10 protein-coding genes are annotated in these 16115 nt (G+C 75.2%); all 10 read right to left on the bottom strand.

What is annotated here, in order from left to right:
• Positions 1-3: 3 nt before the first annotated feature.
• Positions 4-3030 carry an FtsX-like permease family protein gene (locus Asi02nite_RS04075; RefSeq protein WP_203710766.1) on the bottom strand — a complete coding sequence of 1009 codons (3027 nt, stop codon included), beginning with the start codon at positions 3028-3030 and terminating at the stop codon, positions 4-6.
• Positions 3027-6119, bottom strand: a complete 3093-nt coding sequence (locus Asi02nite_RS04070; protein WP_203710765.1) for an FtsX-like permease family protein — start codon at positions 6117-6119, stop codon at positions 3027-3029. The genes Asi02nite_RS04075 and Asi02nite_RS04070 overlap by 4 nt, the downstream gene beginning before the upstream one ends.
• Positions 6119-6985: an ABC transporter ATP-binding protein gene (locus Asi02nite_RS04065; protein ID WP_203710764.1), complete on the bottom strand. Its 867-nt coding sequence runs from the start codon at positions 6983-6985 to the stop codon at positions 6119-6121. The genes Asi02nite_RS04070 and Asi02nite_RS04065 overlap by 1 nt, the downstream gene beginning before the upstream one ends.
• Before the next feature lie 66 nt (positions 6986-7051).
• On the bottom strand, positions 7052-8725 hold the full coding sequence (icmA, locus tag Asi02nite_RS04060) for a coenzyme B12-dependent isobutyryl-CoA mutase large subunit (RefSeq protein WP_203710763.1): 1674 nt from the start codon (positions 8723-8725) through the stop codon (positions 7052-7054).
• A 33-nt stretch (positions 8726-8758) separates the two neighbouring features.
• On the bottom strand, positions 8759-9280 hold the full coding sequence (locus Asi02nite_RS04055; RefSeq protein WP_203710762.1) for an Asp23/Gls24 family envelope stress response protein: 522 nt from the start codon (positions 9278-9280) through the stop codon (positions 8759-8761).
• A gap of 33 nt (positions 9281-9313) precedes the next feature.
• Positions 9314-9988 carry an ATP-binding cassette domain-containing protein gene (locus Asi02nite_RS04050; RefSeq protein WP_203710761.1) on the bottom strand — a complete coding sequence of 225 codons (675 nt, stop codon included), beginning with the start codon at positions 9986-9988 and terminating at the stop codon, positions 9314-9316.
• Entirely contained in the window at positions 9985-10857 is an 873-nt protein-coding gene (locus Asi02nite_RS04045) for an ABC transporter ATP-binding protein (RefSeq protein WP_203710760.1), read from the bottom strand. The genes Asi02nite_RS04050 and Asi02nite_RS04045 overlap by 4 nt, the downstream gene beginning before the upstream one ends.
• Positions 10854-13901: an FtsX-like permease family protein gene (locus Asi02nite_RS04040; protein ID WP_203710759.1), complete on the bottom strand. Its 3048-nt coding sequence runs from the start codon at positions 13899-13901 to the stop codon at positions 10854-10856. The genes Asi02nite_RS04045 and Asi02nite_RS04040 overlap by 4 nt, the downstream gene beginning before the upstream one ends.
• Positions 13902-13950: 49 nt before the next feature.
• Positions 13951-14922, bottom strand: a complete 972-nt coding sequence (gene meaB / locus Asi02nite_RS04035; protein ID WP_203710758.1) for a methylmalonyl Co-A mutase-associated GTPase MeaB — start codon at positions 14920-14922, stop codon at positions 13951-13953.
• Positions 14919-16103: an acetyl-CoA C-acetyltransferase gene (locus tag Asi02nite_RS04030; protein ID WP_203710757.1), complete on the bottom strand. Its 1185-nt coding sequence runs from the start codon at positions 16101-16103 to the stop codon at positions 14919-14921. The genes meaB and Asi02nite_RS04030 overlap by 4 nt, the downstream gene beginning before the upstream one ends.
• Between the last annotated feature and the right edge of the window lie 12 nt (positions 16104-16115).

Genomic DNA, 16115 nt, shown 5'->3' with positions numbered 1-16115 from the left:
TCCCTAGTCTCGCACGCGCAGCGCGCGACGCAGACCGACCGCCACGGAGGTGAACAGCACCGCCACCGCGACCGCCGGAAGGACGATCGCGAGGGGCCGTGGCCAGGTCGGAGGCGCCAGCGCGAAGTCGTCATCGACGAAATACGGGACATACTGGCCGACCACCGCCCAGGCGATCACGGCCGCCACCAAACCGGTGACCACGGCCGCGACGGCGACCGGCAGATAGGCCCAGAGAACCCAACTCCCACCGGTACGCGCGGCGAGCCCCTGCCGGCGCAGGGCGACCAGGTCGTCGAGGGTGCGCCGGCGGTCGACGGCGGCCATCAGCCACATACCGCACGCGGCGAGAAGCACGGCGACCACGCCGGCCAACAGGTGGAACCAGACGGCGAGGGCGGGGCCGCGCCCGTCGAGCCGGTCGGCGGCGGCCGCCACGGAGTCCCGGCCGGTCACCACCAGGCCCTGGGCCGCCAGCCGCTGCTCGACGTCGGCCGGTGCGGCCGGGCCGAGCCAGACCTCGGCGGTGTCGAGGGCGGTGGCGGCGGTCGCGACGCGCTCGGCGTACCCGATGTCCATCAACAACCCGGTGCCGATGCGGGGCAGCGCCCGGCCCTCGGCCACGGAGCGGATCGCGACGATGTTGCCGTCGACGCCCTCGGCCTCGCCCGACTTCGGCGCCGGCCCGCCGCTGAGCACCGGCACGTCGCCGGGGGTGCTGACCGGCACCAGCACGGTGGGCCGGGGCTGGATGACCGCGCCGGGCACGACCACGTGCACGCCGCCGTCCTCGGCGGTCAACTCCGCGTCGTCGCTGGCCCGCCACCTGTCGACGGCGAAGGCCGGGACGACCTCGGTGAGCGGCGCGCCGGCTTCGGCCCGGACGCCGAGCGAGATGATCGACACCTCGGCCACCTCGCCACCGGCCGCGGAGTAGATCGCTTCGATCCCGGCGAGCCGGCACCCGTCGGCGCAGGCCTGGCTGGCCATCGTCCAGGTGTGGCGGCCCGTCTTGACGTCGGCGCTGCCGGCCCGCACCGGCGGGCCGCCCGCCAGCGGCCTCAGCAACGCGGTGAGCCGCAACTCGGTGCCGGGGGCGGTGCCGTCGGTGGCCGGAGGTGGCGCGTAGTCGACGGTCAACGCCAGTTCGGTGCCCTTGACCACCACCGGCTCGTCGTCCGGCGGCCGCAGCGCGGCGGCGATCTCGGCCGGCGTGCGGTCGCCGTACTCGGGTCGCCAGACCGCCACCGCGGGCAGGGCGGCGGTGTCGGCGAACAGCACCGGTGGTCCGTCGACGCCCGGCCGGACGCCGACGGCCATCGCGTACCGCCCGTCGGGGTCGACGGCCCGCACCGCGGCCCGCAGCGCGCCCGCGTCGGTCGGTGCCACGGTCAGCGTCCGGGTGGCGCCGGTCTCCACGGCGGCCCGGTCGGCGCGGGCGCGGTCGGCGACGTCGACCGTGGTGGTCGCGAATCCCAGCACCGCGACCGCGACGGCGAGCAGGACGAACAGCCGCTGGCTGCCGGGCCGGCGGGCGACCTGCAGCGCGCCGAGGGCGAGCCCGAGCCGGCCCCGCCGCACCGCTCCGCGCCCGAGCCGGGCGGCCAGCGGCACCAGCAGGCGACCGGCGAGCACGGCGACCGCCAGCGCGATCAGTCCGGGCACCAGCAGGCCGAGCCCGAGCAACTGGCCGTCGAACGCGCGGAGTTGCACGGCGGCCAGCACGGCGAGCACGACGGCGGCCGCGTCGATCGCGATCGTCCGCCAGGCGGCGCCGCGCGGCGGCACCCGGCGCAGCAGGTCGACGACCGGGCTGGACAGGTCGCGGCGCAGCGCGAGCAGGCCGACCAGCACGGCACCGGCGACGGCGACGAGGGCGGCGGCCGGCGCGCCCGGCGCCGGCGCGAGGTCGAACACCGGGACCGGGCCGAACCGGGCGTCGGCGATCGCCCGGGTGGCCAGCGTGCCGGCGACGTAGCCGAGCGGCGCGCCGACCGCGATCGCGATCACGCTCTCCCCCGCGGCCAGCCAGAACCGGCCGATCCGGGGCGCGCCGCGCAGCGCGATGAGCGCCTGCTCGTGCCGGCGGGCGGCGGTCGCCCCGGCCACGGCGACGAAGATGACGAGCCAGCACAGGCCGATCAGCGGCAGGCCGGCCAGCGGCACCACCTCGCGGGTGAGGGCGTCGGAGCGGTTCACCCGGTCGAAGAGCTTCGGCAGGTCGTCGGTGAGCGCGGCGAACCGGGCCATCTCCTCGTCGTCGCCGAGTTCCTCGCTCAGCTCGTCCAGGGCGGTCGAGAGCGCCGGGAGGGTGTCCGCGTCGAAGGCGCCCGGGCCGGGGATCGCCTCGACGCTGCGGTTGTCGGCGTCGTGCTCCAGGGCGTCGACCGTGGGCCGCCCGGCGAACACGGGTTCGGCCGCGGCGTCCGGTGCGGTCGGGGAGAAGTAGCCGCTGCGCCCCCAGTACGGCTCGGCCGGGTCGACGGGCTCGTAGACGCCGACGACGGTGGTCGGCGCCGGCCGTCCGGAGAGCACCCAGGCGCGGCTCGCCTCGTCGTAGGTGGCCCAGCCCAGCGACACCGTCCGGCCGGGCGTGAGGCCCAGCCGGCGCGCGGTCGACGCGCCGACGACCGCCTCGCCCGTGGCCATCAGGCACCGCCCGGAGACGATCCGGATGTGCTCGCAGACGCTGTCGCGGAAGGTGAACCACGAGATGTCGCCGGACTCGGGCTCCAGGCCCAGCACCGGCAGCGTCGCCGACAGCACGGTGGTGAACCCGGGCAGGTCGGCGAGATCGCCGGCGAGCGCGTCGAAGCGGTCCCGCTGGGTGCTCTCGAGCGCGGCCCGGACCGCGACCGTCCGGTCGGCCGGCGCGGTGTTGGCCACCTCGGCGGCGACCGCCGCCCGGTCGACGGCGTCGGTGTAGACGGGCCCCGCCACCGCGGCCGCCGTGGCCAGCGCGCTGAGCAGCACGACCAGGGCCGCCTGCAGCCGGCGGGCGGTGAGCATGAGGGTCACCAGCGCGATCACGAGGACTCCCCGTCCACGGCCCGGACGAGCAGCACGGCGGCGGTCGCGCCGGCCGCGCCGACGACCAGCAGGGCGCCGAGCGCGGCCAGGCCCAGCGGGCCGAACTGCGGGCCGACGTCGACCGGCAGCACGCTCCAACCGTCGAGGAAGAGCGGGATCGGCCGCCGGGTGACGGCCTGCGCCAGCGCGCTCGCACCCAGGCCCAGCAGCACGGCCGCGAGCGCGAGCCCGCCGTAGCCACCCCAGGCGACCCGGCGGACCACGCCCGGCCGCAGGCCCTGCGCGCGCAGCGCGGCCAGCTCGCCGGCCCGCTCCGGCCGCTCGACGGCGGCGACCACGATGAAGGCGCCGGCGGTGAGCAGCAGCCCGGCGAGGGCCGCGACGAGTTGGAAGCCCAGGGCGGCCGGCGGCGCCTCGCGGCCCAGGCGGTCGATCACCCCGGTCGCGGTCTCGTCGGCGATCACGGTCAGGCCACCGGCCCGCAGCCTGTCGACGATGTCCGGTGCGGCGTCCGAGGTGAGCCAGACCTGCGGGATGTCGACGGTGCCGGGGCTCTCGGCGACGCGGTCGGCGTACTCCAGGTCCATCAGGTAGCCGAACCGGCCGGCGGTCGGCAGCGTGCGCACCGTGCCGACCGTGCGGACCGGCACGTCCTCACCGCCGAAGACGCCCAGCCGCGCGTCACCGGCGGCCGGCGGCAGCGTGTTGCGGGTGGTGAGCACCGGCAGCGGGGCGGGTGCGTCGATCGCGTGCACCCGGGTCGACTGGTCGGCCTCGCGGGCCGCCCGGACGGCGGTGATGGTCAGCGTGCCGCCGGCCGTGGTCACGTTGGGCCCGACGGTGTTCCGGCCCATCCCTGCCCGCCAGCGCCGCACGTCGCCGAGCACGTCGGCCGGGACGACCGGCCCGGCGGCGCCGGTGAGGCCGAAGACCGTGACGGTCGCGCCGGGGTCGGGCGGCACCGAGCGGCCGGCGAAGTTCTGTGTCACCGACTCGAAGCCGAGCAGCCGGCAGCCCGCGCCGCAGCCGGACAGCGGAGCCGTGTAGCGGGCCCGCGCGCCGGTGACGGGGCCGAACCGGACGACCGTCTGGTCGCCGGCCTCGGTCGCGAGGTGCACGAGCACGTAGAGCGGGGGCGGCGGGGCCGCGCCGCCCGCCACGCCACCGGTGTCGCCGGGCGAGAGCGGCGCCAGCGGGGCGGGCAGCATCGTGCCGTCGACGTCGAGCGTCAGCTCACCGTCGGTTGTGGACAGTGGGGCCGGCGCCGGCGGGTGCAGCAGCGCGGCGTCGGGCGGCGCGCCGTAGACCGGCTGCCAGTCGGCGACCGCGGCGAACCGCGCGGAGTCGACGGCCAGCAGCACCGTGGCCGGGCCGTCGTTCCCGCGTACGACGGCCATCGCCTGCCGGCCCGTCGGGTCGGCGGCCCGCACCGCGGCGATCAGCGCGGCCCGGCTGCGGGTCTGCACGGTGAGGACGCGGTCGGCGCCCAGCTCGTGCCGGGCCCGGTCGACCCGGCTCTCGTCGGCCGCGCTCCAGCCGCCGACCGCGGTGCCGAGCAGCGCGACGGCGATGACCAGGAGCGCGAACACCCGGTGGGTGCCGGGCCGGCGGGCGAGCTGGGTGGCGCCGAGCGCGGCCGGCACCCGGCCGGTCCGCAGCGCGCGGCGGCCGACGCGCCCGGCGAGCGGGGTGAGCAGCCGGGCGGCGGCCAGCGCGATCAGCACCGCGACCAGGGTCGGCGCGAGCAGCGCGAGGCCGCTGGTGTCGTCGTCCTCGACCGCGGTCGCGTAGCTCTGGTAGAGGCCCGCGGCGGCGATCAGCACGATGACCAGGTCGACCACCTCGGCACGCCAGCCGCGCCGGCGCGACGGCACGTGCCGCAGGAGGTCGGTGACCGACGCCCGCATGCCGCCGGCGTCGGCGGCGACCGCGGCCAGCACGGCGCCGAGCAGGGCGGCCAGCGCGGCGACCCCGGAGAAGACGGCGGCCGAGCCGGCGTCGGGCACGTCGCCCGCGACCAGCCGTGCGACGCCGAGCCCGAGCGCGGCACCGCCCAGCGCGCCGAACAGCATCGGCACCGCGCTCTGCGCGATCGCCAGGTGCCAGAGCCGCCAACGGGCCGCGCCGCGCAGCTTCAACAGCCCGAGGTCGGGCCGGCGCTGCTCGGCGGTGTGCCGGACCGCGAAGAACAGGCCGAACCAGCAGAGGACCAGCAGCTGTACGGCGGCGACGCCGACCCCGAGCGCGACGAGCTCCCGTTCGCGGTCGATCCGGTCGGCCAACGTGACCGCGTCGGTCGTGACCCGCCAGGCCCCGCTGTCGCGGCCGACCGCGGCGAGGTCGGCGCGCAGCCCGGCGAGGTCGTCGAGGAAGAGCCGCTCCGGGATCCGCAGGTGGTAGTCGGCCACGATCTCCTTGACCGGCAGCGCGGCCAGGGTGTCGGAGCTGACGAACGCCGGGTCGCCGGGGCCCTCGGTGCCCGGGTCCAGCGCGGTCGTGCCGCCCAGCTCGGTGAGCGCCCAGTAGGTCCCGAGCGGGTCGAGCAACTGGTAGGTCCCGGCGACCGTGAACTCGATGGGCGGCTGCGAGGAGAGCACGAAGTCGACCCGGTCGCCGGGCCGCACCTGGAGCACCTGCGCGGTGCGCCGGCTCAGCAGCACCTCGCCCTTCGATCGCGGGCAGGCACCCTCGACGGCCAGGTGCTCGCACATCTCGTCGCGGTAGCCGACCCGCAGGTTGACCCGGCCCAGCTCGGACGTGAGCGCGCCGCTTTCGCGGAGCGACACCGTGCCGGCCGCGCCGGGCACGTCGACGAGGTCGCCGGCCTGCTCCTCGACCTCGGAGACCACGGTCGCGCCGGGGCGGACGCTGCCCCCGGCCGCGATGGCGCCCTCGACCCGGCCCGCGACCCGCACGACCAGCTCGCCGGACCGGGCGCCCTCGACGTCGGCGACCGCCACCGAGCGCTCGGCGGCCCGGACGTACCAGGGCGCGGCGGCGGCCACGGCGACGGCCAGGCCGGTGAGCACGAGGACGGTGGCGGCCTGTGCGCGGCGGGCTCGCAGCGCACCTCGGACGACTCCGAACATCAGGCCGCGTCGCCGGCGTGTGACTCCGGGATCTGCGCGGCGCCGCCGGGCACCAGGGTGACGGTGCCGTCGGCCTGGTCGACCGTGAACAGGGTGCCGGGCGGGAAGTGGCCGAGCACGTCGGGCGGAAGCTGCACGGTGCCGTCGCCCGCGACCACGGCGAAGTCCTGCCCGCCGCGGCCCTCGGCGCCGACGCGCCCGTCGCGGATGGTCACCGCGCGGCCGAGCCGGGCGCCGACCTCGGCGTCGTGGGTGACCACGACGACGGTGGTGCCGCGCTCGGCGTTGACCGTCTCCAGCGCGTCGAGCACCTCGTCGCGGCCGTGCGAGTCGAGCTGGCTGGTCGGCTCGTCGACGAGCAGCAGGCCCGGCGACGCGGCGATGCCGACCGCGAGCGCGGCCCGCTGGCGCGCGCCGGGGGCGAGGTCGGTGAGCCGCGCGGCGCCCTTGCCGCGCAGGCCCACCAGGTCGAGGATGCGCTCCGGGTCTTCGAGCTCGATGCCCTCGGTGCGGGCGGCGCGGCGCTGGGCCAGCCAGACGTTGCGCTCGAGCGACGCGTAGGGCAGGAGGTTGCGGGCGGCGCCCTGGAGCACCACGCCGATCTGGGTGCCGCGCAGCCGGGAGATCTCGGCGTCGCTGAGCTTGCCGAGGTCGTAGGTGCCGACGTTGACCCGGCCGGCGGACGGGCGCATCAGCCCGGCCAACAGGGCGACCAGGGTGGACTTGCCCGAGCCGGACGGGCCGACCAGGGCGAGCATCTCGCCCGGCCCGATCGACAGGTCGACGCCCGAGAGGGCGACGACGTCGCCCGCCTCGGCGCGGTAGATGTGCACCACCCGGCGGCAAGCGACTGCGAGACCTGACACGGGTACTGCCTATCACCTCGTCGGCGATAGCGCAGCCCCGTGATCACCCGGTTAACTGAGCCGGCTTCAGAATCGTGCGGGTTCCCGGTAAACGCCCCACTCGTCCTTGAGGACGCCGCAGATCTCGCCCAGGGTCGCCTCGACGCGCGCCGCGTCGAGCATGGCCGGGATCATGTTCTCGCTGGTCCGGGAGACCTCGACGAGCCGCTTCAGGGCCGCGTCGACGGCCGCCTGGTCGCGCCCGGCCTTGCGGCGGCCGAGCAGGGCCTTCTGCTCGATCTCGACCTCGTGCGAGATGCGCAGGATCTCCAGCTCCTTGGCCACGGTGCCGGTGTGCGTGTTGACCCCGACGATCCGCTTCTCGCCCTTCTCCAGCGCCCGCTGGTAGGTGAAGGCGGAGTCGGCGATCGCGGCCGTGAACCAGCCGTCCTCGATGCCGCGCAGGATGCCCGCGGTGATCGTGCCGTCGGAGCCCAGCTCACGGATCCGCTCGAAGATCTTCTCGGCCTCGGCCTCGATCTCGTCGGTGAGCGCCTCGACGTACCACGAGCCGCCCAGCGGGTCGGCCACGTTGGTCACGCCGGTCTCCTCCATCAGCACCTGCTGCGTGCGCAGGGCGATCTCGGCCGACTCGTCGGTCGGCAGCGCCAGCGTCTCGTCGAGCGCGTTGGTGTGCAGCGAGTTGGTGCCGCCGAGCACCGCGGCGAGCGCCTCGACCGCCGTGCGGACGACGTTGTTGACCGGCTGCTGCGCGGTCAGCGAGACACCCGCGGTCTGGGTGTGGAAGCGCAGCCAGAGCGCCCGCTCGTCGGTCGCGCCGTAGACGTCGCGCAGCCAGCGGGCCCAGATGCGCCGGGCCGCGCGGAACTTGGCGATCTCCTCGAAGAAGTCGACGTGCGAGTCGAAGAAGAACGACAACCCGGGGGCGAACTGGTTGACGTCGAGGCCGCGGGAGAGCCCGAGCTCCACGTAGCCGAAGCCGTCGGCCAGCGTGTAGGCCAGCTCCTGCGCGGCGGTCGAGCCCGCCTCGCGGATGTGGTAGCCCGAGACCGAGAGCGGCTTGTAGCGCGGGATCTCGTGGGCGCAGTATTCCATCAGGTCGCCGATCAGCCGCAGGTGCGGCTCGGGCTCGAAGAGCCACTCCTTCTGGGCGATGTATTCCTTGAAGATGTCGGTCTGCAGCGTGCCGTCCAGCTTGGACAGGTCGGCGCCCTGCCGCTCGGCGGCCACGAGATACATGCAGAAGACCGGCACGGCCGGGCCGGAGATCGTCATCGAGGTGGTGACCGCGCCGATGTCGATGCCGTCGAACAGCACGTCCATGTCGGCGGCGGAGTCGATCGCGACGCCGCAGTGGCCGACCTCGCCCAGCGACTGCTCCTCGTCGGAGTCGCGGCCCATCAGGGTGGGCATGTCGAACGCGACCGAGAGGCCGCCACCGCCCGCGCCGAGGATCAGCTTGTAGCGCTCGTTGGTCTGCTGGGCGTTGCCGAAGCCGGCGAACTGCCGGATGGTCCAGGTGCGGCCCCGGTAGCCGGTCGGGTAGAGGCCACGGGTGAACGGGAACTCACCCGGCCAACCGATGCGCTCGAACCCGGGCACGGCGGCGCCCGGCGGCGGCCCGTAGACCGGCTCGACCGGCATGCCCGAGAGCGTGGTGAAGTCGGCGTCGCGCTTGCGGGCGGCGTCGTAGCGCGCCTGCCAGCGGGCTCGCCCCGCGGCGATCTCCTCGGCGTCCATTCGGCCAGTCTAGAGGCACAGCCTGAACGATCGCTAAGCCTCCACGTGAACGTCGTCAACCCGGATGTTGACCTCGGTGACCTGCAGGCTCAGCATCTTCTCGACGGCGGCGATCACCTCGTTCCGCACAGCCTCGGTCACCGTGCGTACGACCTGCCCGTACTCGATGACCAGGGTGATCTCGACCGTGGCCTGGTCGCCCTCCAGGCGGACCTTGACCCCGCGGTCGGTGTCGGCGTCGGCGTCACCGAGCCCGACCCGCTCGCGCAGCCCGGCGACCACCCGCGCCACGTCGCCGCCGAGATCGTGCACACCGGGCACGCCGCGGGCCGCGATGCCGGCGATCTTCTCGACGACGTCGTCGGCGATCGTCGTCGAGCCGCGCTCGGCCGTCAGCGACCCCTCGTTGCGCAGCCGCTCGACCACCGCCGAGGCGACCCGCCCGGAGACGGAGATCTTCTCGGCGGCCGCGGTGTCGCTCTCGGGCCGCGGGGCGGGGACCTGGACCTGGGCCTGCGCCGGCTCGGTGGCGGGCGGCGTGCTGGTGTCAGTCATGGCCGGCACGGTAGCCCCGGCCGGCCACCTTTGTCAGTGGCCGACAGGTGACGGACCGCGGACAACCTCGGCCCGGCCGTCGACCAGGTGCAGCTCGGCGTCGCAGGCCGCGGCCGCCTCCGGGTCGTGCGTCGCGAACACGACCGCGGCGCCCCGGAACGCCTCCTCCCGGAGCAGGTCGATGACCTTCTGCCGGTTGCTCGCGTCGAGCTCGCTGGTCACCTCGTCGGCCAGCAGCACGTCGCCGTGCAGGGCCAGCCCGCGGGCGATCGCCGTGCGCTGCTGCTGGCCGCCGGAGAGCTCCTCGACGAGCTGGTCGGTCTGGCCGGACAGGCCCAGCCGCTCCAGCGACTCGGCCGTGCGCCGGCGCGCCTCCGGCGGGGTGACCCCGCCCGCGATCAGGGCGACCTGCACGTTCTCGGCGGCCGTCAGGATCGCGGCCAGGCCGTTGTCCTGCGGCACGAGCACGACCTGCTGGGCGACGGCGAAGTCACGGTCGCGGATCTGCTCGCCGTCGACGGTCACGCTGCCGGCCGACGGGCGCAGCAGCCCGGCCATGGTCCACAGCAGCGTGGTCTTGCCGGCACCGGACGGGCCGGTCACGGCGAGCACCTGGCCCGGCGTCGCGCGAGCGGAGACGCCGGTCAACACCGGCTCACCCGACCCGTACGCGACGGTCACCTCGTCGACGACGATGGTCCTGCTCATGCGGTTCCCCCTTCAAGCGCCGGTACGAGCCGGATCGTGCCGTCGGCATCGGACGTGATCGTGACGAGCGTGCCCGGCGGCAGCCGCTCGAGCAGTTCCGCCGGAAGGTGCACGCTACCGTCGCGACCCACCACGGAGTAGTCCTCTCCGCGCCGGCCCTCGGCGCCCACCCGGCCGTCCCGGATCGTCACCGTGCGGCCGAGGGCCGCGCCGACCTCCATGTCGTGGGTGACCACGACGACCGTGGTGCCGGCCGCGTTCAGCCGGTGCAGCACGTCCAGCACCTCGTCGCGGGAGTGCTCGTCGAGCTGGTTGGTCGGCTCGTCGAGCAACAGCAGGCCCGGCCGGGTGGCGCCGGCGACCGCGAACGCGAGCCGCTGCCGCTCGCCCGGCGCCAGCTCGCCCGGCACCGCGCGCCGCCGGCCGAGCAGGCCGACGTCGTCGAGGATCGCGGCCGGGTCGGGCGGGCGCCGGCCCAGGCTGCGGGCCGCGCGCTGGGCGAACCGCACGTTCTGCTCGCAGGTCAGGTACGGCAGCAGGTTGCGCGCGCTGCCCTGCAGGGCGACGCCGACGTCGACCGCCCGCAGCCGCTGCACCTCGGCGGCGTCGGCCCGGACCATGTCCAGCTCGCCGACGTGCAGCCGCCCGGCCGAGGGCCGCAGCACGCCGGACATCAGCGACAGCAGCGTCGACTTGCCGGCGCCGGACGGGCCGACCAGGGCCACCGACTCGCCGGGGGCGATGTCGAGGTCGACGCCGGCCAGCGCGACCACGTCGTAGCCCTCCAGCCGGTAGATGAGGACCACGCCCCGGCAGGTGACGCCGAGCGGCACCAGACCGGTTCCCGCCTCGAGCCTCGCGACGCTCATCGCGCACCTCCCCGCACCCGGCGCAGCACCACACCCGCGACCGCGAGCGCGACCAGCAGGAACAACAGGGATCCGGGCAGCCACCAGCCACCCAGCCGGTAGGCCTGGTCACCGCCGTCGATCGAGACGAGCGCGATCGCCGGCAGCACCAGCGCCGCCCCGCCCACGCCGGCGACGATGCCCGCGACGACCGGATAGCCGAGCACCATCAGGTTCTCCCGGTTGGCCATGCCGCGCAGCACCCGCACCGGCACGCCGGTCAGCCGCAGCCCGCGGGCCTGCTCACGCCGCCACGGCGCGGTCACCCCCGCGTCGAGCACGAGCGCGCCGAGGGCGAGCAGCAGCGCGACCAGGCCGGCGAAAAGATAGAGCCGCAGGGCCAGCGCCGGCGCGGCCCGGCCGAGCTGGGTCGTCCGGTCGGCCCACAGCTCGGTGCGCACCACCGGCATGCCCTCCGCGGCCAGCCGGGCACCCAGGTCGGCCGGTGCCGCGTCGGTCGCCCAGACCTCGTAGGTGAACTGGTCCACGTTGAGCCCGGCGGACCGCTCGGCCCGCTCCCCCAGCGCGGGACCGTCGAACAGCAGCGCGTAGTCACCGCCCCGCGGGACCAGCGGCACCCGCTCGACCACGTGCACCGGGTCGGGTGCCCGACCGAGCACCGGGAACGAGAAGCTCGTCGCGCCGGTGTCCTCGGCCGGTGCGGGCCCGGCCAGCACGACCGGCGCCTCCTTGCTCATGTCGCCGTACTGGGCGACGACGTCGGCGCTGGTCTCGCTGGTCACGTCGAGCGTGAGCCCGGCGTCCTCGGCCGTGACGGCGAGCGTCTGGCCCTCGGGCAGCGGATCGGTCGGCCGCCACGTGCCGGGCTGGCTGAACGAGCCGTCGATCGGGGTGCCGTCGAGCGCCAGGCTCTCGACGGTGACCGTGGTCGAGCCCGGCTCGTTGTCACCGGGATAGCGGCGCACCTGCAGGCCGAGCAGGCGGCAGCCGGCGCCGCAGGTCAGGTCGCCCGCGTACGTGGCCGGGCCGGTCCGCAGCACGCCCAGGTCGACGGACTGGGGCGCCTTGCCCGGCTCGCCGAAGACCAGGCCGAGCCGCATCGGCCGCTGCTGCTGCAGCGCGCGCACGGTCGCCCGCACCTCGAGCCGGCCCGACTCGAGCGGCACCGGTGGTGCGCCCGCGTCGGCGATGCGCGCGGCCACGGCGGCCACCTGCTCGGGCGACTTGTCGGGGAAATGGCTGACCGCCGCCAGCCGGTCGGCCTCGACGCCGATCAGGTCGACATAGTCGCCGCCGTAACTCTGCTTGACCCGGACGACCGCCATCGCCGTCGTACCGGTCGGGTCGATCTCGTGGACCGCGGCCCGCACGGCACCGGGCTCGTTCGCGTTGACGATGTAGACGCGGTCGGCGCCGATGTCGGCGTTGGCGGTGCGCAGCCGGTTGGCCGACGAGACGTCCCAGATGGTCGCCGCGAACGTCAGCAGGGCCAGCGCGACGGTGAGCACCGCGACCAGGCGCCCGCTCTCGGGCCGGCGCCCGACCTGGGCGGCGGCCAGCATCCCGGGCAACCGGCCCGCCCGGATCGCCCGTGGCAGCCGGCGCCGGGCCACCAGGCCGAGCAGCCGGGCGGTGAGCAGGCCGGCGAGCAGCGCGATCAGGGCCGGTGCCGCGTAGCCGAGCGTGGCGCTCTGCCCGTCGGCGCCGAACAGGAGCTGGTAGAGGGCGGCCAGGGCGAGCGCGGCGACGACCGCCTCCGCGACCAGCGCCCGCCGCCCGGCCCGGTGCGGCACCCGGCGCAGCAGCGCGCCGATGCTGGCCCGCACGGTCTCCCGGGCGCCGAGCACGGCGGCGGCCACCGCGCCGAGCAGCGCGCCGAGCGCGACCACGAGCACCGGCCAGCCGATCTGGACGTCGACCGCGGGTGCCAGGAAGGCGCGGCTCGCGAGCGCGGTCAACCCGATGCCCAGCGCCACACCGAGCGGCGCGGCCAGGGCGATGAGCAGCAGCGGCTCGCCGACCGCGAACCGGGTGATCCCGCCGACGCTCAGCCCGCGCAGCTTGCCCACCGCGATCTCCGCCCGCCGGTCGTCGGTGACCGCGGCGACCACCAGGAAGAGCACGAACCAGCAGAGGAGGACCAGCGGGAGGGCGACCGTGGGCACCGCGGCCGTGATGGCCGACCGCTGCCGGTCGGCGAGCCGCAGGCTGTCCAGCAGTCCGATGGTGAGGGCCACCCCCTCCATCGAGTTGCTCGCGCTCAGCGACTCGAGCTCGCCGGTCAGCGCCGGCACGTCGGCCAGCCGGACCCGCTCCGCGTCGAGCGGGTACTCCAGCGAGGCGACCGGGCGACCGAGCGCGATGCTCCGCACGGTGCTTTCGCTGCCGGTGAACAACTCGTCGACGATCTTGGTGCCGTCGGAGTCCAGTTCGTTGAGCGGCGAGCCACCGAAGAAGCCGGTGGTCTCCCAGTACGGGTCCGTGGGGTCGCCGATCCGGTAGACGCCCACCACCGGGTACGCGACGTCCTTCGGCGGCGGCTCTCCGAACGACGTCCGCGTGGTCCCGCCGGTGGCCGGCAACGTCAGCACGTCGCCCATCCGGATCTTGACGCGCTCGACGGTGCGGTCACTGACCATCAGCTCGCGGTCGCCCGGGCACCGCCCCTCGAGGATCGTGAGGTGCTCGCAGGAACCCGGGCGGTAGACCAGCCGGCCGCGGCTCTTCAGCTCGCTGGCCGGGTCGACGCTCACGGCGATGGTCTCCTGGGCCGGCCCGAGCACCGCGGCCACGGTCGGCGCGGCCCGCAGCCGGTCGCCGACCTGCGCGGTCATGCCCTCGAGCGCGGTGCCGCGCGCCGTCAGCCCCGCCACGATCGGCGGCGGATCCGCCACCGTGTCCGTCAGCACCGACTGCGCCGCGGCGCGCGAATACAGCGGCACGAGCACGGCGGCCGCGATCGCGACCGTTGACAGCAGGACGACGAGCGTCGACCGGCCACCCCGTGATCGGATGCCGCGCAGTGTCACGACCAGACCCGACACTGGCTCACCTCCGGGGAACCTAACGCGTTGCGTCGCCCCGAAGGTTGCGTCAGTTCGTGGTTTCCAGACTGGCGAGCAGCCGGTCGGCGGCGGCGTACGGCGACAGCTCACCCGCCGCCACGGCCGTGGCCAGCTCGCGCAGCGTCGTACCGTCGCGGAACGAGGCCATCCGGGCGCGCAGCGTGCCCAGCGTGATGGCCTCGACCTCGGCGGCGGCCCGCTGCTCGCGGCGGCGGCGCAGCTCGCCGTGCTCGACCAGCCAGCCGCGGTGCTTGTCGATCGCGCCGGCGATGTCGTCGATGCCCTCGGCCCGGCTCGCCACGGCGCGCACGACCTGCGGCCGCCACTCCCCCGGGCCGCGCTCGCCGAGCGCGATCATGCCCTGGATGTCGCGGTAGGTGTTGTCGGCGCCGTCCCGGTCGGCCTTGTTGACCACGAAGACGTCCGCGATCTCCAGGATGCCCGCCTTGACCGCTTGGATCGCGTCGCCCATGCCGGGCGCGAGCAGCACGAGCGTGGTGTCGGCCAGCGAGGCCACCTCGACCTCGGCCTGGCCGACGCCGACGGTCTCGACCAGGACCACGTCACAACCCGCACCCTCGAGCACGCGTACGGCCTGGGGTGTGGCGGCGGCGAGGCCGCCCAGGTGGCCGCGGGACGACATCGACCGGATGTAGACGCCGGGGTCGGTCGCGTGGTCCTGCATCCGGACCCGGTCGCCGAGGATCGCGCCGCCGGTGAACGGGCTCGACGGGTCGACCGCCAGCACGCCGACCCGGTGCCCCTGCTTGCGCAGCTCGCGGACCAGCTCGTTGGTGGTGGTCGACTTGCCGACGCCGGGCGACCCGGTCAGGCCGATCACCTGGGCGTTGCCCGTGTGCGGCGCGAGCGCGGCCGCGATCTCGGGCAGCAGCTCGTCACCGTTCTCGACCAGCGTGATCAGCCGGGCGACGGCGCGGGGGTCCCCCTCCCGCGCCCGCTCGACCAGCTGCGGAACGTCGCGACTACGCCGAAAGCTCATGCCTTCGGAACGGTGATGATCAGGGCATCGCCCTGGCCGCCGCCGCCGCAGAGCGCCGCCGCGCCGGTGCCGCCGCCGCGCCGCTTGAGCTCGAGCGCGAGGGTCAGCGCCAGCCGGGCGCCGCTCATGCCGATCGGGTGGCCCAGCGCGATCGCGCCGCCGTTGACGTTGACGATCTCGGGCGTGATGCCGAGGTCACGCATCGACTGGATGCCGACCTGGGCGAACGCCTCGTTGATCTCGATCACGTCGAGGTCCTCGACGGAGAGGCCCTGCTTGGCCAGCGCCTTCATGATCGCGTTGGACGGCTGGGAGTGCAGCGAGTTGTCGGGGCCGGCCACCATGCCGTGCGCGCCGATCTCGGCCAGCCAGGCGAGCCCCAGCTCGTCGGCCTTGGCCCGGCTCATCACGACCACCGCGGCCGCGCCGTCGGAGATGGGCGAGGAGCTCGCGGCGGTGATGGTGCCGTCGGACATGAACGCCGGCCGGAGCTTGCCGAGCGACTCGGCCGTCGAGTCGGGGCGGATGCCCTCGTCCTCGCTGATCACGATCGGCTCGCCGCGGCGCTGCGGCACCTCGATCGCGACGATCTCCTCGGCGAGGTAGCCGTTCTTCTGCGCGGCGGCGGCCCGCTGGTGGCTGCGGGCGGAGAACTCGTCCTGCTCGGCGCGGGTGATGCCGAGCTTCGCGCCGAGCCGGTCGGTCGACTCACCCATGCTGATCTGGTCGTACGCGTCGGTCAGCCCGTCGAGGGCCATGTGGTCCTTGACGGTCACGTCGCCGTACTTGTAGCCGCCGCGCTGCCCGAGCATGAGGTGCGGGGCGTTGGTCATCGACTCCATGCCGCCGGCCACCACGATCTCGGCCTCGCCGGCCCGGATGAGCTGGTCGGCCAGCGCGATCGCGTCGAGGCCGGAGAGGCAGACCTTGTTGATGGTCAGCGCCGGCACCGACATCGGGATGCCCGCGTCGATGGCCGCCTGGCGGGCCGGGATCTGCCCGCAGCCGGCCTGGAGGACCTGGCCCATGATCACGTAGTCGACCCGGTCGGGCGTCACGCCGGCGCGCTCCAGCGCGGCCTTGATCGCGAACCCGCCGAGCTTTGTCGCCGTGAAGTCCTTGAGGTTGCCCAGCAGCCGGCCCATCGGCGTGCGGGCGCCGCCAACGATTACGCTCGTCATGTCAGCTACCTC

Origin of the sequence: Asanoa siamensis, from assembly GCF_016862555.1 — a bacterium.
GTDB lineage: Bacteria > Actinomycetota > Actinomycetes > Mycobacteriales > Micromonosporaceae > Asanoa > Asanoa siamensis.
This window is presented reverse-complemented; position numbering and strand designations above follow the sequence as displayed.